This is a genomic window from Bordetella tumulicola, assembly GCF_054779135.1.
Genome location: NZ_BAAGYU010000008.1, coordinates 18,486 through 42,378, shown reverse-complemented (window position 1 = coordinate 42,378; position 23,893 = coordinate 18,486). Strand labels below are relative to the sequence as shown.

Here is a 23,893-nt window from a genome sequence, read left to right as displayed (position 1 = left end):
AATAGGCCTCGTTTTTTTACCGCATAATGCTTGCCTAGTCAGATACAGCTTAAACAAACATATTCAGCAAAACGTCAGGATGAAACTTTTATCGCTCCCCCTAGTTCTGCTAATGGCCCTGGCGGGCTGCGCATCCATGGATCCAACCACCGAGCCGGTGACGCCGCTGGCTGGGTCACAACTGGGATTGCAGAGCCCCTCCGTTTCCTGGCCTGATACTCAGTGGTGGCAGCGGTACGGCGACGCGCAACTCAACACCTTGGTCGACGAAGCCCTGGCCAACAACCCGTCGATGACCTCGGCCCAGGCCCGACTGGCTCAGGCCAATGCCGCCATCCGCGGCGCGCGCGCACCGTTGATGCCTCGCGTGGATGCCAATTACTCCCTCGACCGCGAGCATCTGTCTGAAAACTATATTTATCAGCCGCCCCTGGCCGGCTCCGTCACCTCGGACAATCGCCTTGCGCTGGATTTCAGTTATGAACTGGATTTCTGGGGCAAAAATCGGGCCCGGCTCAATGCCGCTATTTCTCAGCAGGCGGCGGCCGAGGCCGATACCCAGGCGGCTCGTAATCTCTTGGCCCGTGCGATGGTGCGCAGCTATCTCAACCTGCAAAATGCCTTTGCGCAACGCCAGGTGCTGCAAAACATCGTCAAGCAGCGTACCGACGTCTGGCAACTTACCCGCGATCGCCAGCGTGCCGGCCTCGACACACAAGTCGAAGTCAAACAAGCCGAGTCGTCGCTCGCCTCTGCCCAAGTTGAGCTGACCCAAACCGAGACCCGACTGGCGCAACTGCGTAATCAAGTCGCCGCGCTTGCCGGAACAGGCCCGGTCCGCGGCCAATCATTACGAGCCATCACGCTGAAGGCGCCCGCTGGCGTTGTGCCTGACAGCGTACCGCTGGATCTGCTCGGCCATCGCGCCGATATCACGGCGGCTCGATGGCGTGCCGAGGCGGCACAGCGCTATATCGAGGCCGCCCGCGCCGAGTTCTATCCGAATATCAATCTGGTGGGCTTCGCCGGTTTTCAGGCGATCGGCACGGGCAATCTGCTGGAAGCAGGCAGCCGCATCGCAGGCATCGGCCCCGCCATTACCTTGCCCATTTTTCATGGCGGCGAGCTCAACGCCAATCTGGCCAATCGCCATGCCGAGGCAGACCTCGCGGTATCTGACTACAACCAAGTCGTGCTGGACGCGGTACACCAGACCGCCGACGCCATTGACGCCTTGAGACTACTCAACCGCGAAACCACCCAGCAACGCCAGGCGCGCGATGCCATCGATGCGGCCTATCACTTGGCCGTGCAACGCTATCGAGCGGGCATGGGGAACTACCTGACGGTACTCATCGCACAGAATGGCGTGCTCTTGCAAAGCCGGCTGGACACCGACCTGCACTTTCGCGCCTACCAGCTCGATGCCGACCTGGCCTACGCCCTCGGCGGCGGTTATGCGCCTCCCGCCGACACGCCATCCACCGCTTCTTCTCATTGACCTCCCCGGGACTCTGACGTCATGACTGCAACACCCGTTACTCACCCTGCCCGCAAACGCCTGCTGCTTATCGCCACGGGTGTTTTTATCGTACTGGCTATCCTCTATGCTATTTGGTGGGCCCTGTTTGGCTCTCACGTGGAAAGCACCGACGATGCCTATGTGCACGGCAATCTGGTGCAAATCACCCCTCAAGTCCCGGGCACCGTGATCGCTATCGAGGCCGGCGATACCGAGCACGTCAAGGCAGGCCAAGCGTTGATTCGCCTGGACCCGTCCGATGCCAACGTGGCCCTGCAGCAAGCCGAGGCCCAATTGGCACAGACCGTACGCCAAGTGCGCACCCTCTATGTACAAAACGACTCGCTGGCTGCCGACGTCAACGTACAACATGCCAATATCGAGCGTGCCCAGGCTGACCTGAAACGCGCGCAGAGTGATCTGCAACGTCGCCAAGTATTGGCCAAATCCGGCGGCGTCAGTGGAGAAGAGTTACTACACGCCCAAACGGAACTGAAGTCTGCGCAAGCCGGCCTCGCCCAAGCCCGGGCCACGCTCGCCGCCGCACAAGCCCGGTTGGCCACAAATCAGGCCCTGACCCGCGGCACGACCGTCGCAAATCATCCTGATGTGCAACAAGCCGCGGCAAAGCTACGTGATGCCTGGCTGGCGCATTCACGCACGGTCCTGCCCGCCCCGGTCGATGGATTGATCGCTCGCCGCAGCGTGCAAGTCGGACAGCGTGTCGCCCCCGGTTCTACGTTGATGAATGTGGTCCCACTGGATCAGGTCTGGGTCGAGGCCAACTTCAAAGAAGGCCAATTGCGCCGCATGCATCCCGGTCAAGCCGTCACCCTGATCTCCGATCTTTATGGCAGCGACGTCACCTATCACGGCAAAATCGTGGGCCTGGATGCGGGCACCGGTAGCGCGTTCTCGTTGTTGCCCGCACAGAACGCCACGGGCAACTGGATCAAGATTGTCCAGCGTGTACCGGTACGCGTTGAACTGGACCCCAAAGAACTCCAGGCTCATCCGTTACGCGTCGGATTATCGATGGAAGTCGAGGTCGATGTCAGCCAGTCGGGCGCACCACTGGCTGAGGTGCCGGCACGTCAAGAACCGGCTTGGTCCACCCAGGCGTTTTCCGGCACGCAAGCCGACGCCGATGCACTGATCGCCAAAATCATCAAGGCCAATCTCCAGTCATGAACGCCCCTCGCTCCCCTGGAAAAGACAGCGCGCCGCCGCCTCTGGAGGGTGCGACTCGCATCATCGGCTCGATCGCGTTGTCGACCGCGGTATTCATGAACGTACTGGATACCTCGATCGCCAACGTCTCGATTCCCACAATATCCGGGGACCTGGGTGTCAGCACCAGCCAAGGTACCTGGGTCATCACCTCGTTCGCGGTCGCCAACGCCATCACGGTGCCCCTCACCGGGTGGCTCACGCAGCGTTTCGGTCAGGTGCGGTTGTTTCTGATCTCTACTTTGCTGTTCGTACTGACGTCGTGGTTGTGCGGGTTTTCACCGTCGCTCGAGGCATTGATTGTTTTTCGCGTGCTGCAAGGCGCCGTAGCCGGGCCCATGATCCCGCTATCGCAAGCGCTCATGCTGTCCAGCTTTCCAAAATCCAAGGCCGGTATGGCGTTGGCGATCTGGTCCATGACCACGCTGGTCGCGCCTGTCGCGGGGCCGCTGCTGGGCGGCTGGATTTCGGACAACTACACATGGCCCTGGATTTTTTACATCAACGTCCCGGTGGGCTTGCTCGCGGCCTGGATCAGTTGGCGAGTCTACCGGGATCGTGAATCCGCCACACGCAAACTCCCCATCGACAAACTTGGTCTGGTATTGCTGGTGGTCTGGGTGGGGGCATTACAAGTCATGCTGGATAAAGGCAAGGAACTCGATTGGTTTGCCAGCCAGACCATCCAGTTGCTGGCCCTGGTAGCGTTCGTTGCGTTTGTCTTCTTTTTGATTTGGGAACTGACCGACGCCCATCCCGTCGTGGACTTGCGCCTATTCAAGGAGCGCAATTTTACGGTCGGCACAGTAACCCTGGCCGTCGCCTACGGGGTGTTCTTTGGCAACGTCGTGCTATTGCCGCTCTGGCTACAAAGCAATATGGGGTATACCGCCACGTATGCCGGCCTGGTGACCGCGCCCGTCGGTATTCTAGCGATTGTATTGACGCCGCTGGTAGGCAAACTGCTCGCCACGCGCGACTCGCGACAAATCGTCACGGTCGCGTTTGTCGTATTCGCATTGGTGTGCTTCATGCGATCGGGCTTCAATACGCAAGTCGATATCGGCACCCTGATACTTCCCACCATCATCCAGGGTGCTGCCATGGCCGCGTTCTTTGTGCCGCTCATCTCCATCACGCTGATGGGCCTGGAGCCCTCGCGGATTCCCGCGGCATCAGGTCTGTCCAACTTTGCACGGCTGACTGCGGGTGCGTTCGGGACATCGATTACGACCACCGTCTGGGATGATCGCGCCACGCAGCACCACGCACGCCTGACCGAAATCGCCCGCCCTGGTTACCCGCCTTTCGACCAGGCAGTCGATACCTTGCAAAATACCCTGGGCATCTCGCACCAATCGGCGCTTACCCGTCTTGACGGGATAATCAATGCCCAGGCCTTTACGATGTCAGCCGTGGACGTTTTTTACGCCTCGGGATTGATTTTTATCCTGTTGATCGGATTAGTGTGGTTTGCGCATGGACGCGACAAAATCGCAACCAGTGGCCCGGGCGCCAGCGAAGCCGCCGCCGGCGCACACTAAACGCCAGACAGCGATAAACTGCACCCTATGTGTATAGAAAACACGATTCAAAGCATCTGATCGCCCGACCGGGCTCACCCGGGCCCCGGATCAGTCGAACAACATTTGGAGAACACTGGTGGCAGGAATCAAGCACAAAATCGCGGTCATTCCCGGCGACGGCATTGGTAAAGAAGTCGTCCCCGAAGGCTTGCGTGTACTGGATGCCGCGGCGGCGCGCTTTGGCATAGATTTTCAGTGGGACAACTTCGACTGGAGTTGCGACTATTACGCCAAGCACGGAAAAATGATGCCCGACGACTGGGCCACCCAGATCGGCAGCCACGAAGCCATCTTTTTTGGCTCCATCGGCTGGCCCGCCACCGTCCCCGATCACGAGGCACTGTGGGGCTCGCTGTTCCGTTTTCGCCGTGACTTCGACCAGTACATCAACCTGCGTCCCGTGCGCCTGATGCCTGGTGTTCCCTCGCCGTTGGTCGACCGCAAACCCGGCGATATCGATTTTTTCATCGTCCGCGAAAACACCGAAGGCGAATATTCCAATAGTGGTGGTCGACTGTTTGCAGGCACCGAACGCGAAGTCGTTATCCAGGAAAGCGTCTTCACCCGCGTGGGTGCGGACCGTGTGTTGAAGTTTGCCTTTGACCTGGCGCAAAAGCGCGGCAAGCATCTGACCGCCGCTACCAAGTCCAACGGCATCTCGATTTCCATGCCCTGGTGGGACGAGCGTGTCGCCGACATCGCGACCCAATATCCCGACGTCAAGTGGGACAAATATCACATCGATATCCTGTGCGCGCATTTCGTACAGCACCCGGATTGGTTCGACGTCGTGGTTGCCTCCAACCTCTTTGGCGATATCCTGTCGGATCTCGGCCCCGCCTGCACGGGCACCATTGGCATTGCTCCCTCGGCCAACCTGAACCCGGAACGCAAATTCCCGTCACTGTTCGAACCTGTGCACGGCTCGGCGCCCGACATCTACGGCAAAGGCATCGCCAACCCGATCGGCCAAATCTGGAGCGGTGCGCTGATGCTGGATTTCCTGGGTTATCCCGATGCATCCCAAGCCGTCGTCAGTGCCATTGAAACCGTACTCGCCGAAGGTCCGCGTACGCGCGACATGAAGGGCACGGCGTCGACGGCGGACGTCGGCAAGGCCATTGCCGAGATTGTCGCTGCCGGCAAGTAAAATGCATCAAGCCAGCGGTCGTCTGGCTCTACACAAACATGGGGCACCGAAACAGGTGCCCCATATTCATGGTTCCTTGAGTTTATTGCTGCCTGGCGCCGCTCTAGCGTCGTCTTGAGCCCAACAGCGACCCCAGCACACCACGCACCAACTGTCGTGCCATCGAGCGCGCCGTACTCTTGACGACAGACTGCACCACGCCGTCACGTTTGCCGCCGCGCGGCCCCGTCGAGCCAAACAGCAAATCGTTCAGGCCATCCATCACGCCGCCCGACTCATCCTGCTTGCCCTGTTTACTCGTCTCCGAGGCCGTCCCTTTGTGTGCGCCAGCCGTATCGCCTGCCGGGGTGGATGCGTCAGCCCCCTCGGCAATGTCGGCACTAGCCCGTGCCGTCAATTTCTCGTATGCGGACTCGCGGTCGATCGCCGTCCCATACTTGCCCGCCATGGTCGTATCTTGGCGCAGCACCTGGCGCTCGGCATCCGTCGCCGGGCCGATGCGGCTGCCCGGAGGCATAATCCACACGCGCTGTGTTGGCGCGGGTCGGCCCTTGACATCCAGCAACGAGACCAGCGCCTCGCCCACGCCAAGCTCCGTAATCGCCGCCTCGACATCCAGGCCGGGATTGGGACGCATCGTCTCGGCGGCCGTTTTCACGGCCTTCTGGTCGCGCGGCGTAAACGCCCGCAGCGCGTGCTGCACGCGATTGCCCAATTGGCCCAACACCGAATCGGGAATATCCAGGGGGTTTTGCGTGACGAAGTACACGCCGACCCCCTTGGAACGCACCAGGCGCACGACCTGCTCGATCTTGTCCAGCAAGGCCTTGGGCGCGTCGTCAAACAGCAGATGCGCCTCGTCAAAGAAAAACACCAGCTTGGGTTGCTCGGGATCACCGATCTCGGGTAGTTTTTCGTAGATATCGGCCAACATCCATAACAGAAAAACCCCATACAAACGGGGGGACTGCATCAGTTTGTCTGCCGCCAGAATATTGACGATCCCGCGGCCCTGCGCATCGGTACGCATCAGATCGGCCACATCCAGCATCGGCTCGCCAAAGAAATGTTCGGCGCCTTGAGACTCCAGGGTCAGCAAGCTGCGTTGAATCGCCCCCACCGATGCCGACGATACATTGCCATAGCGCGTCTTTAGCTCCGAGGCACGATCGGCCACATGTTGCAGCATGGCGCGCAGGTCCTTCAAGTCCAGCAGCAACTGCCCTTCGTCGTCTGCGACACGAAACACCAGCGTCAGCACCCCCTCTTGGGTGTCATTCAGTTCGAGCATACGTGACAGCAGCAACGGACCCATGTCAGAGACCGTCGCACGCACAGGCAGGCCCTGCTCGCCAAAGACGTCCCAGGCCACGGCTGGGCTCGCACCCCATACCGGCTCGGGTAGCCCGTAGGTCTTGAGGCGCTCCTGGAGCTTGGGCGACGACATGCCCGCCTGCGAAATTCCCGTCAGATCGCCCTTGACGTCCGCCAAGAACACGGGGGTGCCAATGCGGGAAAACGACTCGGCCAACACTTGCAGGGTCACGGTCTTGCCAGTGCCCGTCGCCCCGGTAATACAACCGTGGCGATTCGCCAACGCGGGCAACAAGGCGAGTTCGACCTGGTCGTTTTTAGCAATGACAATGGGATCTGGCATGGATGCTCTCCGGGCGGCTCGAAAAAGTGACCCAAGTGTAGAACGTACCTCGCGCCTTGTGCGGACTTCCGTACGCGCAAAAACGGCAGGAAATGTCAATAAACCGCCGAATACGCGCCGAAACGTGCACATCCGGTACACGCTCAGGCTCCCAACCACGGTAAAATGCCCCCTTTGTCGACATTTTCATCTGGAACACCATGGCCGGACATAGTAAATGGGCCAATATTCAGCACCGCAAAGGCCGCCAAGACGCCAAGCGGGGGAAGCTCTGGACCAAAATCATTCGTGAAATCACCGTCGCCGCACGCGCTGGCGGAGCCGACCCTGACACCAACCCGCGCTTGCGGATGGCCTGGGACAAGGCCACCGACGCCAATATGCCCAAAGACAACATCCAGCGCGCCATCCAGCGCGGCGCAGGTGGGACCGATGGCGCCAATTACGAAGAAGTCCGCTACGAGGGCTACGGCGTCGGCGGCGCAGCGGTCGTCGTCGACTGCATGACCGACAACCGTACCCGCACCGTCGCCGAAGTCCGTCACGCCTTCGCCAAAAATGGCGGCAACCTCGGCCAAGAGGGCTCCGTGGCCTTTATGTTCAAGCATTGCGGCCAATTCGTTTTCGCGCCAGGCACGCCCGAAGACACCGTCATGGAAATCGCGCTCGAGGCCGGCGCCGAAGACATCACCACCGATGACGAGGGCGTCATTGAGGTCATCTGCGCTCCAACAGACTACGCCGCCGTGCGCCAGGCCTTCGAATCCGCCGGCCTGAAGGCCGAGGTCGACGGCATCATCATGAAACCGCAAAACGAGACCGAACTCACCGGCGACGATGCGGCCAAGATGCAAAAACTGCTCGATGTCCTGGAGGGCCTGGATGACGTACAAGACGTCTATACCACCGTCGTCTTTGACGAAGCGCAGTAACCCGAAACTACCGATCGGCGGGCGGAACGCTCCCCTCGCCTTTTGTGCCAGCCTTGCGGCGACGCCGCAGCTACTTTAAGAAGTCATCGAAACATGAAACTCCTGGTAATCGGCTCCGGCGGCCGCGAACATGCCTTGGCTTGGCGCCTGGCTCATTCGCCCCGAGTCCACAAGGTCTACGTGGCGCCCGGCAACGGCGGCACCGAACATGGCGACCTGCTGCAAAACGTGCCGCTCACCAGCCCCGAAGAACTCGCCGACTTCGTCGAACGCGAGGGCGTCACCCTCACCGTGGTCGGCCCCGAAGCCCCCTTGGCCGCTGGCGTGGTCGACGTTTTTCGCGCACGCAAGCTGAAAATCTTCGGTCCCACCAAGGCCGCGGCGCAATTAGAGAGCTCCAAGGACTACGCCAAGGCCTTCATGGTGCGCCACGGGATTCCCACGGCCCGCTACGAGACGTTTACCGACCCGGTCGCGGCGCACGCCTATATCGACCAATACGGCGCCCCCATTGTCATCAAGGCTGACGGCCTGGCCGCGGGCAAAGGTGTGGTCGTCGCGGCCGACCTGGCCGAGGCTCATGCCGCGGTTGACGCCATGCTCGGCGACGGCAGCCTGGGGCAGGCTGGCGCCCGCGTCGTCATCGAAGAATGCCTCGTCGGCGAAGAAGCCAGCTTCATCGTCATGTGTGATGGCCGCAACGTCCTGGCGCTGGCCACCAGCCAGGATCACAAGCGCCTGAAAGACGGCGACGCCGGCCCCAATACGGGTGGCATGGGCGCCTACTCCCCTGCCCCGATTGTCACGCCGGAGTTGCACCATCGCATCATGCGCGAGATCATTTTGCCCACCGTACAAGGCATGGCGCGCGACGGCATTCCCTACACGGGCTTCCTGTATGCGGGCCTGATGATCGCCCCCGGCGACGACCCCGATCGCGCCATCAAGACACTGGAATTCAATTGCCGCATGGGCGATCCCGAAACCCAGCCCATCATGATGCGCGTCAAGAGCGACCTGCTCGAGGCATTCGAACATGCCGTCGAAGGCACGCTGGACCAAGCCGATATCACCTGGGATCGACGCACCGCGCTGGGCGTCGTGCTGGCCGCGCACAACTACCCCGGCACGCCGCGCAATGGCGACACGATCGCGCCGTTGCCCGCCAACACCGAAGACTGTGCGATATTCCACGCTGGTACGCGCCTCGAAGACGGGCAACTCAAAACCTCTGGCGGCCGTGTACTGTGCGTCACCGCCCTGGGTGACTCCGTGCGTATGGCTCGCGAGCGTGCCTACGCCGCGGTCGACGGCGTCCAGTTTGATGGTCGCCAATACCGTACGGATATCGGTTGGCGCGCCCTCAAACCGTCCCAACAGAAAGCCAAGGCCTGAACCCCGATACGCGCTGCTTTGGGTCGCTCGACTGAAGCAGCGCTATCGACATCACCACGGGCAGCGAGCTTGAACCCATTCAGAATACCGTCATGAGCAATATCCCCGTTTCCGATGTACGAGATTATCTGACCGGCCTGCAAACACGTATCGTGCAGGCGCTGGAACAAGCCGGTGGCGAAGACTTCCGCACCGACTCGTGGCAGCGTGCCGAAGGCGGCGGCGGGGTCTCCCGATTCATCGAAGGGGGTCAGTTGCTCGAACGCGGTGGCGTGCTGTTCAGTCATGTCGAAGGTGCGCAATTGCCCCCGTCGGCCAGCGCGCATCGACCCGAGCTCGCCGGCCGGCCCTGGCAGGCCATGGGGGTATCGATGGTGCTGCACCCGCGCAACCCCTACATACCCACGACGCACATGAACGTACGCATGTTCATGGCGGCCGCGCGCCCGGGTCACGATGAGAACGACGTGTTCTGGTTTGGCGGCGGGCTCGACCTCACGCCTTACTATGCCTTTGAAGACGATGCCCGGCATTTTCATCAGGCCTGTCGCGACGCCCTGGATCCCCATGGCCAGACGTATTATCCTGCCTACAAACGTTGGTGCGACGAATACTTTTTCCTGAAACACCGCCAGGAGACCCGTGGCATAGGTGGCGTGTTCTTCGACGATCTCAGCGAACCCGGCTTTGACGCCTCGTTTGCCTTGCTGCGCTCCGTGGGAGACGCCTTTCTGCCGGCCTATATGCCCATCGTCGAACGGCGCCGCGACACCCCCTACGAGCAAGCTCAACGTGATTTCCAGGCCTATCGCCGCGGACGCTACGTCGAGTTCAACCTGGTCTTTGACCGCGGCACGCTGTTTGGCCTGCAATCCGGCGGTCGCACGGAATCCATTTTGCTGTCCATGCCGCCCATAGCGCAATGGCGCTACGATTGGCAACCTGAGCCCGGCACCCCCGAGGCCGAGCTCGCGGCCTTTCTAAAACCACGGGATTGGGTTTGAGCCAAGACATCTTGCCTACACAGCCTGCGCGCGGGGAAAACGAACCCCGCATTGGTTTGCTGGGCGGCAGTTTCGACCCCATCCATCTCGCCCACCTGGCGCTCGCCCAGGCGGCCCTGACCGCGCTGCCATTGTCTCAGGTGCAATTTCTCCCTGCCGCCAATCCCTGGCAGCGGGCTCCCCTGAATGCCGCGCCAGCGCACCGGCTGAACATGATCAAGCTGGCCATCGACGGCCAGCCCAATCTGGAGGTCAACCCTATCGAGCTCGAACGCGGCGGCGCCACCTACACCATCGACACCCTGCGCGCCTTGCCGGCAGGCGCTCGCTACGTGTGGATTCTGGGCGCCGACCAATTGGTCAATTTCTGCACCTGGCACAAATGGCAAGACATCTCGACCCTGGTCGAGCTGGCCGTCGCCACGCGTCCGGGCACCCCGCTGGCGCCGCCCGCCGAATTAACCGGCTGGCTGGCGGCCCAAACCCCCGAGCGGGCACTCATTACCCTACCCTTTACCCCCATGGCGGTTTCGGCCTCCGATATACGCGACCGGCTCAAGCAGGGCGACACCACCGAGGGCCTGCTGCCCCCCCAGGTAGCCCGCTACATTGCCACGCATGGCCTCTATCGCTAGTTTCAGCCCACCGACTCGGCAGCCCGGGCATCACTACTTTCGCCCTCGCGGGTTATATTTACAAACATGGATATTAAAAAATTACAACGTGCCGTCATTGACGCCCTCGAAGACGTCAAAGCACAAGACATCAAAGTCTTTAACACGACGCACCTCACCAGCCTGTTCGACCGCGTCGTCATCGCCAGCGGGACGTCCAACCGGCAGACACGCGCGCTCGCCTCGAGCGTCGCGGATTGCGGTCGTGCCCTCAAGCTGAGCGGCATCACCGTCGAAGGCGAAAACACGGGCGAATGGGTCGTTGTCGACTTGGGCGATATTGTCATCCACGTCATGCAGCCCGCCATCCGCCAGTATTACAACCTCGAAGAAATCTGGGGCGACAAGCCCGTTCGCGTCAAACTGCTGTCGGGCTCTGGCGCAGCGGCCCGTGGTGACGACAGCGACGACGACCCGGAAACCTAAAAAAAGCGTTCGTGTGAAACTGATCGTCATCGCCGTCGGTAACCGAATGCCCGCCTGGGTGGAAACCGCCTGGGACGATTACGCCAAACGCCTACCTCCCGATTGCGCACTCGAGCTGCGGGAAGTCAAACCCGAGCCGCGCACGACCGGCAAAACACCTGCTCAAATGATGGCTGCCGAGGCGCGTCGCATCGAGGCTGCCATTCCTGCCGGCGCGCTGCGACTCACCTTGGACGAACGCGGACGCGACCTGACCACCATGGCCTTGTCACAGCGGCTCGAACAATGGCGCGGAGAGGGTCGCGATGTCGTGTTTCTGGTGGGTGGCCCAGATGGATTGGATAGCTCGCTCAAGGCAGCGAGCGACGGTCAGATCCGTCTTTCATCGCTGACCCTGCCGCACCCCATGGTGCGCGTGGTCCTGGCCGAACAGCTTTACCGTGCCTGGGCCATCATGACCAACCATCCCTATCACCGCGCCTGACGCGGCCTTCGATCATGGCAACATCCTCTTGCGCTGGCGGCGATACACCGCGTCTCTATCTGGCCTCGGCCAGCCCGCGCCGCCGCGAACTCCTCATGCAGATCGGACTCGCCCACACGGTATTGCAGGTTCCTGCGCCGCCCGGAGAAGACGAGCCCCAGCATGCCGACGAAACCGCCGCTGACTACGTACAGCGCACCGCGCGTGAAAAAGCGGAACGCGGCCAGCAATGGATGACGTCACAAGCACTCGCACCGTTGCCGCTCCTGGCCGCCGACACGACCGTCATATTGCAAGGCGACGTGCTGGGCAAACCCATTGATCGTGAGCACGCCATCGACATGCTGAGCCGCTTGTCCGGCACCACCCACCAAGTACACACCGCCGTCGCCCTCTGGCACGACGGTCAGCTGCATCAGGACGTCTCCGTCTCCCAGGTCCGCATGCGCCATCTGGACGCCGACGACATCACCCGCTACTGCGACAGCGGCGAGCCCTTTGGCAAAGCGGGGGCATACGGCATTCAGGGCCTGGCAGGCACTTTCATTGCCCATCTGTCGGGCAGCTATACCGGCGTCATGGGCTTGCCCGTATTTGAAACCGCGCAATTACTGCGTCGCGTGGGGATCTTGCTGCCCTGAGCGATGGCGCGGCGCGATATCGCTATACCGACGATATCGCGCCATTGCATTACTTCTCTGCCTTGGCGCCGGAAATTCGCACCAACTCGGCCGCCTCGACCATGCCGTTCTGTACCATATCCCAATAGGCATCAATCGACATGGGCTCAGCCGGCACCGATCCCAGATCCACGAACTTCTGGCGTAACTCCGGATTTTGCAGTGCTTTCGTCAACGCCTCGTTCAGCTTCAGCAAAATGGGTTCCGGCGTACCCGCAGGCGCCACCAGGCCATACCAGGATTTCATGTAAAACCCCTTGACGCCGGCCTCGTCAAAAGTCGGCACATCGGGCAGCGCCGCAATCCGGGATTCCGACGTAATCGCCAACGGACGCACCTTGCCCGATGCAATAGGCGCCATGGCCCCCGTCGTAATGATCATGTCAATACGGCCCGCCATCACATCCGTCAGCGCAGGTGCCGTGCTCTTGTACGGGACATGCAGAATATCAATCCCCGTGCGCGTCTTGAAACTCGCGCCCGCTAAATGCTGTGATGATCCGACGCCGCCCGAGCCATAGGTCAGCTTGCCCGGATTTGCTTTCGCCTGATCGACATAATCCTGTACCGTTTTAAACGGTGAATTCAGTGGCACGAGCATCGTCGAGGGTGACGCACTGACCAAGCCGATAGGGGCAAAATCTTTGATGGGATCGTAGCCAATATCGTCATACAGCGCGGCATTCAAACCGTGCGACGCTACCGTCGCCAGCATAATGGTGTAGCCATTCGGTTTCGCACGCGCGGCCGCCACCGAGCCGATATTTCCACCGGCACCTGCCTTGTTGTCAACAACAACGGCTTGCCCCAGATGCTTACCCATTTCTGCGGCGACCATACGCCCCACGCCATCCGCGGGACCTCCGGCCGTCCATCCCACAATCATAGTGACGGACTCGGAGGGGTAGCTATCAACCGATTCAGCCTGCGCGGACAAGGTCGACACACCCAAGGCAAGTGCTATCCCGAGACGTTTATAGCGATGCAATATTGTGATCATGATGCTTGTATGACTCGTTAAGAAAAAAACTCAATTTTCTTCGGCAGCCTGGCGTAGCGCCTGCTCGAACGCTTCCGGGGGTTGCCCGCCGGATAGCAAATATTTATCGTTAATGATGACCGACGGCACCGACGAAATACCCAGCTGTCGCCATTTGGACTGATCAGCCCGCACCTCTTCAGCGTAGCGGTCTGAGTCCACGACCTCCCGTGCCAACGCCTCGTCCAGTCCAGCCTCGCGAGCCGCCTGCACCAGCACATCCGTTTCACTGGTGTCCAGGTTGTCGAAATGATAGGTCTTCAGCAAGCTGCGCTTCAGAGCCACCTGCTCTTTCTGGCCTATCGTGCCAGCCCAGTGCAACAACCGGTGCGCGCCAAACGTGTTGTACGAGCGGCTATCTTTGGTTTGATTCATAGGCATGTCGACGGCGGACGCGCGCTCGGCAATAACCTTGCGATTTTCCAGCAGGCGGGCTTCGTCGTAGCCGTACTTTTTCATCAACCGTTCGCCCGTATTCTGACCCCCTTGGGGCATATCGGGGTTTAACTCGAACGGCTGCATGTGGATTTGAACGTCGAGCTCGGGCCCGATCCTGTCAACGGCCGCCAACAGCCCGCCCAAACCCACCGCACACCACGGGCAAGCGACATCGGAGACGAAATCGATTTTGACCTTTTTCATAAATGCTCCCCTCAAACACACAATGGCATTCATCGTGATGCCATTATCAGTGAAACACAAGTCGCCCCGCTCACTGACGAGGCCGGCTCGGCTAACGGGCTTCAATCTACCATGACGGCGTATCACCCCTATACCGGACAACTGTCTTATGATTAAACGGTCTATCATTGCTGGAAAGAGGCCATGTTTCGACTGATGCGCGCCCCTGATGTCATGTTAGGCCAGCATTGGGCCAACCTGTTAACGCAGGCGGGAATCCCTTGCCACCTGACAAATCGGTACATGCAAGGCGGTGCGGGAGAAATCCCTGTAGATCAATGCGGCCCGGACCTTTGGTTGGAAAATGCGCACGACAAGATCGCTGCCATGCGACTGATCGAAGGGCCCGCCGATACCACCGCCGGCACTGGATTCAAGTGGCACTGCGACCAATGCGGAGAATGGTTAGAACCGCAGTTCACGTCGTGTTGGCAATGTGGCGCAGCTCAACCGCACCCCTAAAGCCACCGAGGCTCATTGTGTGCCGAGCTAAAGACACGCATCAGATGCCACGGCCAGCGGCTTGAGCGCTGTCAGAAACTCGGCCGGGATCGCCGCGGGACGACGATTTTCCCTGTCCACGTAGACGTGTACAAAATGCCCTGCCGCACGCGTCTCGGTGTCTCCTACTTTGAAAATACCGACTTCGTATCGGACGCTGGAACGTCCGATATGCGTCACTCTCAGACCTGCCTCGACCGAATCTGGAAACGCGATCGGCGCAAAATATTGGCAGCTCGTCTCAACCACCAAACCGATCGTGCTACCCGACTCGAAATCCAGAACACCCTGCTGGATCAGGTAGTGATTGACCGCCGTATCAAAGTACGAATAGTAGGTCACATTGTTGACGTGACCATACACGTCGTTATCCATCCAGCGGGTCTGGATGGGAATAAAGACTTTGTAGTCGCTATGACTAATGGGTTGGGGTCGACTCATATCAATGGGTCCGTCGTGACGAAGGATAGGCCACATCGTGCCTTATTAGTGGTATACATTGACTAAAATTCAAAATACCACAAGTCAAGAGGTGAGCATGGAGGAGCAACAAGCCAGCACCCCCGTTCTGAGCATCGAGGGGGCGGTCGCGACGATTCGGCTTAATCGACCCGCGCAGGCCAACCGCATTGAACCTGATGACCAGGACGCGCTCATCCAGCATTGCCAACGCATCGCAACAGACCCGCATATTCGTGCAGTGATCCTGACCGGCACAGGCAAGCATTTCAGTGCCGGCGCGGATCTCACCACCCTATTGGAGTCCGGTGACGCCACCCCCGATGCGACCGTGACCATCAACCCCTTTGCAGTGATGGTCGATGCCGTGGAGCACCTGCCCCAACCCGTGATTTGCGCGCTCAACGGAGGGATCTACGGTGGCGCTACTGATCTAGCGTTGGCTTGCGACCTGCGGTTGGGGACACCCGCCGTAAAAATGTTTATGCCGGCGGCCAGATTGGGTCTGCATTACTACATAGGCGGCATGCGCCGCTATGTGTCACGCCTTGGCTTTAACACGGCCAAGCGCCTGTTCCTGTTCGCCGAGACGCTGGACGCGGAACAGATGTTGGCCACAGGCTTCATCGACCGAATTGTGCCCGCGGATCAGCTTCAGGATGCCGCTCGGGAAGCAGCATTCACCGTAGCGGGCATGGCCCCGCTGGCTGTACAAGGCATGAAGGCCGCGCTGAACGATCTGGCCCAGGAACGTTTGGATCCAGACGCCTTCGCGCTGCGCGAAACACAATGCTTGCGCTCAAGCGATATCCGCGAGGGCGTCGCGGCTTGGAAGGAAAAGCGTCCCCCACGCTTTGAGGGTCGCTGACCCGATCAGCATTTGTCAGGCTGTCGCCGCAACGAACAAAGCAGACAAGCGGACGAGATCAGCCATCACCATCTGATGAGGAGACGTAGATGAAGTTCGCTCGCCGATGCTTTCCGCGTTTTGCTAGTGTCCTGACGATTATGTTCGCTTGCGTGGCGCCCACCCTCGCCTCCGACTACCCTAAACAACCCATTAGACTCCTGCTTGGCTATACACCCGGTGGCGCCGCAGACGCAACGGCCCGGTCTATCACGCCAAAACTCAGTGAAGTACTGGGGCAACCCGTCGTCATTGAATACAAGCCGGGTGCTGGCGGCGGCATCGCGGCCGAAGCAGCGGCACGTGCGACACCCGATGGATACACGCTGCACCTGATCGACTCCGGTGCGATGACCATTCTGCCGAATATCCGGAAAGTAAACTTCGATCCGCTCTCGTCGTTCACGCCCATCGGCATGGCAGCCGACAGCGGCCTGGTACTCGTGACGCACCCCTCCCTGCCCGTCAAAACCTTCCCTGAACTTGTCAAGCTGCTAAAAGACAATCCGGGCCAATATAGCTACGCTACATCCGGCGTGGGTGGCGGAGGCCACGTTGCCGCTGAACAATTGAAAATCGCCACAGGCACCTCGATGCAGCACGTCGCCTATCGTGGAGGCGGGCCCGCCATGGCAGACCTGATAGGGGGCCAAATTCCACTCGCGATGTCTACGCTGGCGCCTGCCATTCCCCAGATCCGTGCAGGAACCATTCGCGCGTTGGGCGTGACGTCCTCCAAGCGATCTGCGGCAATACCCGATACCCCTACCATCGCGGAACAAGGCGTCGACAACTTCGAAGCGCTCAATTGGTTTGCATTCGTCGGCCCCAAAGGCCTGCCTGACGACGTGGTGCAAAAGGTCAATGCCGCATTGAAAGAAACCCTGGCGAATAAAGACGTTCAGCACGCCTTGCAAGAGCAAGGACTCGACGCCATCGGAGGCACGCCAGAAGCGCTCATGCAGCAAGTCCGAGCGGACCTGAGCAAATGGAAAACTGTGGTGCAAACCGCAAACATCACGACAGACTGAAGGGCCCCGAGAAGGCACAGGGAGATTGCGCGCCGGGATGATGAAATCACCGGCCGGTGGCAGCAACGTGTCGTGAGCCAGCCCATATCGTCGACCGCCGCGTAGTCCTTAGCCCGACGGAAATGACGAGCTGGTCAGATGCCGCACGAACGTACGGGACAACTCAGTCTGGGGTCGAAGCGTGCTCCACAGCACGTGACTGTGCACCTGAATCTCAGGCGTCAGTGGCCGGCTTGTCAGCCCGTGTACAGGCAGGGCATTCAGCAAGCTGGACTCGACCAACGCGACGCCCGCGCCATGAAACGCCAGGACGATGCCCGTCATCGATGTTGCCACCTCGACCTGTATATTCAAAGGGCAATCCAGAAATCCAGTCAGACAGCGTCGCAACAAAGCTTGCGGGACGTAAGTAATCACCGGATACGGCAATAGATCTTCAGCAGCGATTGACGGGAACGCCGCCAATGGATGGGGCTCGGGAAAAATACAACTGAGTTCGGCATGTCCCATTGGCAAAGAATGAATAGCGTCGTGATCGCCCGGCGAGAACGCCACGCCAAGATCCACTTGTTCGTTGATAAGCCGCTCCGTTATCAGGTTTGAATCCATCGACTGCAGCGATATACGAATCTTCGGGCGAGTTTTGACAAACTCGGCTACAGCCTGCGCCAGCCAGGCATTGGCGATGGGGGAACTGGCTGCGATGGCAAGCGATCCCTGGAGCCCTTCTGCAAGGTCCTGGCTAAATCGTTCCAGGCCCGCCACCCGACCAAAAATATCCTGTACTTCAGGCAGCAACGTACGGGCCTCAGGTGTGGGAACAAGACGCCCACCCTGACGCCGAAATAGCGTAAATCCCAGACGTTGCTCAAAGTGCTTGATGGTCGCGCTGACGGCTGGCTGCGTCACGTGCAGCAGCGCAGCCGCCCCCGTGATCGAACCAGACATCATGACAGCATGGAATGCCTCCAAATGGCGCAGTTGGATGCGGGCAAGCATAACGAACGCTACGTCTCCATAAGCCAGATTTATGACTGGCACTGTTTATATGATTGGCCCCCATGTTAGACCACTGCCTAGAATCCCGGCATTGTCAGTCCGTAGCCCGAACAATGATGCGTGTCGCACATTGCAGCGGGTCTGCCATGAATTTGCCAGGAGTCGTCATGTCGTCAACGCCGGAAACCGTCTACCGTCCCAAACAGGAAAACCTGTATTTCCCCAAATACCCCATCTTTGACTCTATCGACGCAGAGCGCTGGCATCGGCGCCAACGGCTGGCCGCAGTTTGTCGGGTATTTGCCAAATTCCGCTACGAATACGGATTTGCGGGCCACGTCACGGTGAGAGATCCCGAACATCCCAACCTGTATTGGACGAATCCTTTTGCCATGGATTTCGGACGTGTGCGTGCCAGCGATATGTTGCTGGTTGAACGCGACGGCACCGTACTGGAGGGAACATGGGCGGTGAACCGGGCGGGTTTCGTATTGCACTCCGCCATTCATGAGGCCAACCCCGATGTCATGGCATCGTGCCACGCACATACCACGAACGGCATGGCATGGGCCGCGCTGGGACGCCCGCTCGACCCGATCACACAAACGGCGTGCGGTTTCTATGAAGACCAAGCGTTAATCACCGAAGAGGCGGGCGCGGTCGTCGTGGAAAACGACAAAGGCCATGCCGTTGCACAGGCGTTCGGTAATGCAAAGATCGCCATTCACCAAAACCACGGTCTGTTCTCGGCGGGTCGAGAGACCATCGAAGAAGCCGCCTGGTGGTTCATCGCAGCTGAGCGTGCTTGTGAAATCCAGCTCAAGGCCGAAGCCACTGGCAAGCCCCTGAAAATGATCAATCGGGAAGCAGCACTGCATTCCAAAAAGCATCTGGCGACGCCGTTCATGGCATGGCTGCATTTTCAACCGATCTTTGACGCCATCGTCCGCGAACAGCCCGATTGCTTGCTGTAACCCACCGGGCTCATTCGAGCCCGAAAAACAATAAATGAAAATCAGGAAGGAGAATAACGATGAAATTCCCCATACGCGCAGCGATATACTCAACCGCCCTGCTCGGCACGACCGCCTGTACCTCCGTCTGGGCTGCCTGGCCCAATGACAAACCCATCGAACTGGTTGTCGGTTTCTCCGCCGGCGGCGAAACGGACGTACTGGCACGCACGCTGGCGCCGTTCATGCAAAAACACCTGTCCGACACGGCCAACATCGTCGTCGTCAACAAGCCGGGCGCATCAGGAGCGATTGCCAACGCTTACGTGCAACGAGCATCCAAGGATGGCTACACCGTCGCAATGGTCAACACGCCACCCATGAACTTCATGCCATTGGTGCAGTCGACCCCTTACGACCCAGACCAGTTTGCCCTGATCGGTCGCGTCGTTAGCGATCCGACCCTGCTGGTAGTGCGCGATGACAGTCCCTATAAGACCCTAAAAGAACTGGTCGCTGCGGTAAAAGCCAAGCCCGAGAGCGTCTCCATTGGCCAGAACGGTTTGGGCAGCAACGGCGGCGTCGCACTGAATATTCTGATGCTAGAAAGCGGCGCATCCTTTACTGAGGTGCCCTTTGCGGGAACAGGACAGTCGAAGGTCGCCCTGATGGGTGGCCACGTCGATATGATTTTTGCCAGCCACACCGCTGTGCCAAATCCCGCCGGCGAGCAGAAGAAGCTGCGCATCTTGGGCCAGTTTGTCGAGGAACGTGCGCCCATGCTGCCGAACGTGCCGACAGCGAAAGAAGAGGGATTCGACGTGGTCGTGCCTTCCGATCGCGGACTGGCCGTGGACAAAGGGGTGCCCACCGATGTTCGCGACAAACTGCAAGCTGCGCTGGAAGCAGCCTTGAAAGACCCCGGCTTCCTCGAAGCGGCGAAGTCCTTCTCCGCCATCCTCGCCTACAAGCCTGGACCAGCGTGGCAAAAGGATATCGATGACGCCAAAGCGCCCTTGACCAAACTGGCGGCCGAGCTCAAGCAAAATGGCCGCGCTCCCGCGCAGTGACAATCGCCACGTCGCAATCGAATAGGATCTGATCTGGATCCTATATCGGGAAAAAAGCCCTCGCTCGACTATTCGGGACGAGGGTTTTAATTTTGGCTAAAGCCATAATTCGTTCGGAATCGAAAAATCGATTGACGACAAAATCAGCTTCTTCATCACATGCGTCATGGGGCGAATATCATCACGGAGCCAGATGAAGTTGTAATCCAGCATGGGAAGCGCTGGCTCACTATGCAGGGTCACCAGCTTGGCGCGCTCGACAAGCGGCTGCACATAGTCGCTGGGCAGAAAGCTCAACCCCATATTCGATACCGTCAGACCGGTAATTGTCGTCAGGCTGTTGCAAACAATCGCTCGCCGGACTTTTAAATTATGCACCGTCAGCCAACTGTTGAACACGGTCGCTAATCCCGACTCGGGAGGATGCGTCAGGATGTCCAGACTGCCAAAATCTTTCGCCACCAGAGTCTGTCCCGCACGCGCAAAACGGGGAGACGCAACCCATGAAAACGAAACTCGCGCGACGGTCTGACTGTCGATGGATGAGCTGGCCGGCGTACCCGCAATCACGGCGAAATCCAGTTCACCTCTTTGGACGAGGCGCTCCAACTGACGTGTCAACACAACCTGAGGCTCAAGCATCAGCTTGGGATATGACGCGCGCACCCGATCGACAAAACGAGGCAACCACGTCGATGCCGAGAGCTCACTGATGCCGAACTTGCAAGTACCGGTCAACGCACGTTCATCCGACGCATCGTCGTGATGGCTGATCGCCTCAATCAAATCCAACGCAGCTCGGCAACGCGGCAAAAGCCGCTCTCCCACCTCGGTGAGTACGGACTTTTTCGCACTGCGATCAAATAACGCCCGACCCAACTCGCTTTCCAGTTCGGCAATACGTTTGGACAACGAGGACTGAGTAATGTGCAGGCGGGCTGCGGCAATGCCAAAACTGCCCAGCGTGGCAGCCCAATAGAAGGCTTCAATCTGCTTCAGAGTCATGCGTGCCCTCAGCACAAAAGGAATATGACGTACCTACCATGATGTAGGTCATCAACAATGCAACCAACACGTGTGCGATAACACTCGATAACGGAACACTGAAATCGGAAGCAAACGACATAGTGGGCAAATGACATCAGATTTTCTGATGCACATCAATACAGTCGTTTTTTGAATATATCAGTTTTAAAAAAAATCGCTTTTCGTACGGCGCGCAAGTGCCTACTCTTTCCAGGCCGGAATACGGCAAATACAACAACAAATGGAGAGACGAAATGAGAAAGCACCCGTGGCTCTGCCTGGCGGCAGTCTTGTGCCTGACCGTTGCTCAGGAATCTGCTCACGCTGCCTGGCCGGACGACCGTCCTATCGAGATCGTGGTGGGATTCGCCGCGGGTGGCACCACCGACGTCATGACGCGCACGCTGGCGCCCTATATTCAAAAACATCTCGGCGGCAAATCACAGCTCGTGATCGTGAATCGTCCAGGCGCCTCGGGCGAATTGGCCGTATCCCATATGCAGCGGTCCGATCCAAACGGCTATACGACGGCCATCGTCAATCTACCGGGCTACTTCTTCCTGCCCATGTACAGGAAAGCGGCCTACGATCCTGCCAAGATTCAATTAGTCGCCCGCGTCATGTCCGACCCTACGGTATTGGTCGCTCGCAAAGACAAGGGACCCCACGACTTCAAGCAGATGATCCAGCAACTGTCCGCTCAACCCGGGACGTTGTCGGCAGGCCATAACGGTATCGGAACCAATGGCCACCTTGCCATGCTCAGTATGCAAGACGCCGCCAATGTGCAATTCAACGCGATTCCCTTCAAGGGCACCGCAGAACAGAAAGTGAATCTCGGCGGTGGCCATATCGATCTGGCATTTGTCTCTGCCTCGGAAGTACAAAACGCCGATTCCGAAGCAGTTCCACTGCAATTGCTGGCCCAGTTTGTCCCTCAACGTCTACCGTCGCTGCCGCAGGTACCGACCACATTCGAAAATGGGTTGAGCGTGGAAATGACGGCCGAACGCGGATTCGCCATGCCTGAGGGCGTACCTGCGGAAATTGTCGCGCGCCTGCAAAAGAGCATCAAGGACGCCATGGCGGATCCCGAGTACTTGAAAGCCGCCAAAGTAGATGCCCCCTTCCTTGCATTCTTGGCAGGCGATGAATGGGAAAAACGCATTGCCGAAGAGCAAAAGCGCTATCGCAAACAAGCCAGCGAGGTACAGCAATGACCGTACTCATTCCCTTTCTCTTCTACCTGGCAGGAGTCGCTTGATGTCCGGAGCGCTTTCTCATTTGCGAGTCATCGATCTTTCGCGAATTCTGGCAGGCCCGTGGGCCGCGCAAACGCTGGCCGATCTGGGGGCCGAAGTCATCAAAGTGGAGCGCCCTCAGCATGGCGACGACACCCGAGGCTGGGGCCCTCCCTTTCTGAAAGACGACAACGGCCACGATACCTCCGAGACTGCCTACTTTCTGTGTGCCAATCGCGGTAAGCGATCAGTCACAATCGATATCGCGACGCCTGACGGTCAGGAACTGGTTCGCCGCCTGGTCGCCACCGCGGACGTCGTGATTGAAAACTTCAAGGTCGGCGACCTGACACGTTACGGATTGGACTACGCATCGCTCTGCGCTATCAAGCCGGACCTTGTGTACTGCTCGATTACGGGGTTTGGCCAGACAGGCGCGATGCGCGGCCACGCTGGATACGATTTCATGATCCAGGGTATGGGTGGACTAATGAGCCTGACAGGAGAGGCAGACAATGTGCCTGGCGGCGGCCCCAAAAAAGTGGGCGTCCCCGTAGCAGATCTCATGACCGGCATGTACGCCTGCGTCGCCATTCTTGCCTCGCTGGCGCGACGCGATCGACACGGTGTTGGCGAGCACATTGACATGGCGCTGCTCGACTGCCAGGTCGCCATGCTGTCGAACCAGGCCCAAAACTACCTGATTTCCGGTGCCATCCCCAAACGCTACGGCAACGCCCATCCCAACGTGGTTCCATACCAATCATTTCCGACCGAGGACGGCCACGTCATTCTGGCAATCGGCAACGACGGGCAGTTCCAGCGCTTCTGCCGTCTGGCAGGATTAGATCACCTGAGCACGGACGCGCGCTTTCGCACGAATGCGGACCGAGTGACCCATCGCGACGAATTGGCGCCCCTCATTGCCGCGGCGATGCAAACTCGCACCACCGCATCGTGGTGCGAAGAGCTGGGACGCAATGCCGTGCCCTGTGGGCCGATCAATCGACTCGATCAAACATTCGAAGACGAACAAGTCCTGCATCGCGGCATGCGCATGGATTTGCGCCATCCCGTGGGTGCGACCGTTCCACTCGTGGCCAACCCCATACGCTTTACCACGCATCCGATTGAATATGGTGATCCACCACCATTGCTGGGTCAACATACAGATCTCGTATTGAGTGACGTGCTTGGCATGTCGAACGCCGAGATCGATCAGCTTCGTACTCAGGGGGTGCTATAG

General features: G+C 59.3%; 24 protein-coding genes. 18 read left to right on the top strand and 6 right to left on the bottom strand.

From position 1 onward, the window contains the following. Window positions 1-79: 79 nt before the first annotated feature. The 4 genes from ACYVDM_RS15420 to ACYVDM_RS15405 all read left to right on the top strand — a co-directional run bounded on the left by ACYVDM_RS15420 (window position 80) and on the right by ACYVDM_RS15405 (window position 5,488). Window positions 80-1,501 (top strand): efflux transporter outer membrane subunit, encoded by a 1,422-nt coding sequence (locus ACYVDM_RS15420; protein ID WP_415792455.1) that lies wholly within the window; start codon window positions 80-82, stop codon window positions 1,499-1,501. A gap of 21 nt (window positions 1,502-1,522) precedes the next feature. Beyond that, on the top strand, window positions 1,523-2,713 hold the full coding sequence (locus tag ACYVDM_RS15415; RefSeq protein WP_415792456.1) for an EmrA/EmrK family multidrug efflux transporter periplasmic adaptor subunit: 1,191 nt from the start codon (window positions 1,523-1,525) through the stop codon (window positions 2,711-2,713). Continuing rightward, complete coding sequence (locus tag ACYVDM_RS15410; RefSeq protein WP_415792457.1) at window positions 2,710-4,296, top strand: DHA2 family efflux MFS transporter permease subunit; 1,587 nt, start codon at window positions 2,710-2,712, stop codon at window positions 4,294-4,296. Before ACYVDM_RS15415 ends, ACYVDM_RS15410 begins: the two co-directional genes overlap by 4 nt. 118 nt (window positions 4,297-4,414) lie before the next feature. Further along, complete coding sequence (locus tag ACYVDM_RS15405) at window positions 4,415-5,488, top strand: tartrate dehydrogenase (protein WP_415792458.1); 1,074 nt, start codon at window positions 4,415-4,417, stop codon at window positions 5,486-5,488. A gap of 103 nt (window positions 5,489-5,591) precedes the next feature. On the opposite strand, the gene ACYVDM_RS15400 is transcribed toward ACYVDM_RS15405, so the two are convergent. Beyond that, on the bottom strand, window positions 5,592-7,145 hold the full coding sequence (locus ACYVDM_RS15400) for a helicase HerA-like C-terminal domain-containing protein (RefSeq protein ID WP_415792459.1): 1,554 nt from the start codon (window positions 7,143-7,145) through the stop codon (window positions 5,592-5,594). Between the two features lie 200 nt (window positions 7,146-7,345). Between ACYVDM_RS15400 and ACYVDM_RS15395 the strand changes: the two genes are divergently transcribed. The 7 genes from ACYVDM_RS15395 to ACYVDM_RS15365 all read left to right on the top strand — a co-directional run bounded on the left by ACYVDM_RS15395 (window position 7,346) and on the right by ACYVDM_RS15365 (window position 12,701). After that, window positions 7,346-8,077: a YebC/PmpR family DNA-binding transcriptional regulator gene (locus ACYVDM_RS15395; RefSeq protein ID WP_415792460.1), complete on the top strand. Its 732-nt coding sequence runs from the start codon at window positions 7,346-7,348 to the stop codon at window positions 8,075-8,077. A gap of 93 nt (window positions 8,078-8,170) precedes the next feature. Then, entirely contained in the window at window positions 8,171-9,472 is a 1,302-nt protein-coding gene (gene purD / locus ACYVDM_RS15390) for a phosphoribosylamine--glycine ligase (protein ID WP_415792461.1), read from the top strand. A gap of 92 nt (window positions 9,473-9,564) precedes the next feature. Then, window positions 9,565-10,476 carry an oxygen-dependent coproporphyrinogen oxidase gene (hemF, locus tag ACYVDM_RS15385; RefSeq protein ID WP_415792462.1) on the top strand — a complete coding sequence of 304 codons (912 nt, stop codon included), beginning with the start codon at window positions 9,565-9,567 and terminating at the stop codon, window positions 10,474-10,476. After that, window positions 10,473-11,111: a nicotinate (nicotinamide) nucleotide adenylyltransferase gene (gene nadD / locus ACYVDM_RS15380; RefSeq protein ID WP_415792463.1), complete on the top strand. Its 639-nt coding sequence runs from the start codon at window positions 10,473-10,475 to the stop codon at window positions 11,109-11,111. The genes hemF and nadD overlap by 4 nt, the downstream gene beginning before the upstream one ends. Window positions 11,112-11,177: 66 nt before the next feature. Then, the gene (gene rsfS, locus ACYVDM_RS15375; protein WP_415792464.1) at window positions 11,178-11,576 is read left to right on the top strand and encodes a ribosome silencing factor; all 399 of its coding nucleotides are present in this window, start codon (window positions 11,178-11,180) and stop codon (window positions 11,574-11,576) included. Window positions 11,577-11,589: 13 nt separating this feature from the next. Next, complete coding sequence (rlmH, locus tag ACYVDM_RS15370) at window positions 11,590-12,060, top strand: 23S rRNA (pseudouridine(1915)-N(3))-methyltransferase RlmH (protein WP_415792465.1); 471 nt, start codon at window positions 11,590-11,592, stop codon at window positions 12,058-12,060. A 14-nt stretch (window positions 12,061-12,074) separates the two neighbouring features. Continuing rightward, complete coding sequence (locus ACYVDM_RS15365; RefSeq protein WP_415792466.1) at window positions 12,075-12,701, top strand: Maf family protein; 627 nt, start codon at window positions 12,075-12,077, stop codon at window positions 12,699-12,701. A 49-nt stretch (window positions 12,702-12,750) separates the two neighbouring features. Here ACYVDM_RS15365 and ACYVDM_RS15360 read toward each other — a convergent pair whose 3' ends face one another. Both ACYVDM_RS15360 and ACYVDM_RS15355 read right to left on the bottom strand, forming a co-directional pair. Next, on the bottom strand, window positions 12,751-13,740 hold the full coding sequence (locus ACYVDM_RS15360; RefSeq protein ID WP_415792467.1) for a Bug family tripartite tricarboxylate transporter substrate binding protein: 990 nt from the start codon (window positions 13,738-13,740) through the stop codon (window positions 12,751-12,753). A gap of 30 nt (window positions 13,741-13,770) precedes the next feature. Next, complete coding sequence (locus ACYVDM_RS15355; RefSeq protein WP_415792468.1) at window positions 13,771-14,421, bottom strand: DsbA family oxidoreductase; 651 nt, start codon at window positions 14,419-14,421, stop codon at window positions 13,771-13,773. A 183-nt stretch (window positions 14,422-14,604) separates the two neighbouring features. Between ACYVDM_RS15355 and ACYVDM_RS15350 the strand changes: the two genes are divergently transcribed. Beyond that, window positions 14,605-14,922, top strand: a complete 318-nt coding sequence (locus ACYVDM_RS15350) for a putative signal transducing protein (RefSeq protein ID WP_415792469.1) — start codon at window positions 14,605-14,607, stop codon at window positions 14,920-14,922. A 27-nt stretch (window positions 14,923-14,949) separates the two neighbouring features. Here the strand turns inward: ACYVDM_RS15350 and ACYVDM_RS15345 are convergent, their stop codons facing one another. Beyond that, a complete protein-coding gene (locus ACYVDM_RS15345) occupies window positions 14,950-15,402 on the bottom strand; it encodes an acyl-CoA thioesterase (RefSeq protein WP_415792470.1) in 453 nt (150 codons plus the stop codon). 97 nt (window positions 15,403-15,499) lie between these two features. On the opposite strand from ACYVDM_RS15345, the gene ACYVDM_RS15340 reads away from it, so the two are divergent. Together ACYVDM_RS15340 and ACYVDM_RS15335 are read left to right on the top strand one after the other, a co-directional pair. Then, window positions 15,500-16,288 (top strand): enoyl-CoA hydratase/isomerase family protein, encoded by a 789-nt coding sequence (locus ACYVDM_RS15340; RefSeq protein WP_415792471.1) that lies wholly within the window; start codon window positions 15,500-15,502, stop codon window positions 16,286-16,288. An 89-nt stretch (window positions 16,289-16,377) separates the two neighbouring features. Beyond that, entirely contained in the window at window positions 16,378-17,358 is a 981-nt protein-coding gene (locus tag ACYVDM_RS15335) for a Bug family tripartite tricarboxylate transporter substrate binding protein (RefSeq protein ID WP_415792472.1), read from the top strand. Between the two features lie 108 nt (window positions 17,359-17,466). Here the strand turns inward: ACYVDM_RS15335 and ACYVDM_RS15330 are convergent, their stop codons facing one another. Then, a complete protein-coding gene (locus tag ACYVDM_RS15330) occupies window positions 17,467-18,357 on the bottom strand; it encodes a LysR family transcriptional regulator (protein WP_415792473.1) in 891 nt (296 codons plus the stop codon). Window positions 18,358-18,524: 167 nt separating this feature from the next. On the opposite strand from ACYVDM_RS15330, the gene ACYVDM_RS15325 reads away from it, so the two are divergent. After that, window positions 18,525-19,331 carry a class II aldolase/adducin family protein gene (locus ACYVDM_RS15325; RefSeq protein ID WP_415792474.1) on the top strand — a complete coding sequence of 269 codons (807 nt, stop codon included), beginning with the start codon at window positions 18,525-18,527 and terminating at the stop codon, window positions 19,329-19,331. A gap of 59 nt (window positions 19,332-19,390) precedes the next feature. Continuing rightward, entirely contained in the window at window positions 19,391-20,380 is a 990-nt protein-coding gene (locus tag ACYVDM_RS15320) for a Bug family tripartite tricarboxylate transporter substrate binding protein (protein WP_415792475.1), read from the top strand. A gap of 96 nt (window positions 20,381-20,476) precedes the next feature. Here the strand turns inward: ACYVDM_RS15320 and ACYVDM_RS15315 are convergent, their stop codons facing one another. After that, window positions 20,477-21,385, bottom strand: a complete 909-nt coding sequence (locus tag ACYVDM_RS15315; RefSeq protein WP_415792476.1) for a LysR family transcriptional regulator — start codon at window positions 21,383-21,385, stop codon at window positions 20,477-20,479. 275 nt (window positions 21,386-21,660) lie between these two features. On the opposite strand from ACYVDM_RS15315, the gene ACYVDM_RS15310 reads away from it, so the two are divergent. Both ACYVDM_RS15310 and ACYVDM_RS15305 read left to right on the top strand, forming a co-directional pair. After that, the gene (locus ACYVDM_RS15310; protein WP_415792477.1) at window positions 21,661-22,626 is read left to right on the top strand and encodes a tripartite tricarboxylate transporter substrate binding protein; all 966 of its coding nucleotides are present in this window, start codon (window positions 21,661-21,663) and stop codon (window positions 22,624-22,626) included. Window positions 22,627-22,669: 43 nt separating this feature from the next. After that, a complete protein-coding gene (locus tag ACYVDM_RS15305; RefSeq protein WP_415792478.1) occupies window positions 22,670-23,893 on the top strand; it encodes a CaiB/BaiF CoA transferase family protein in 1,224 nt (407 codons plus the stop codon).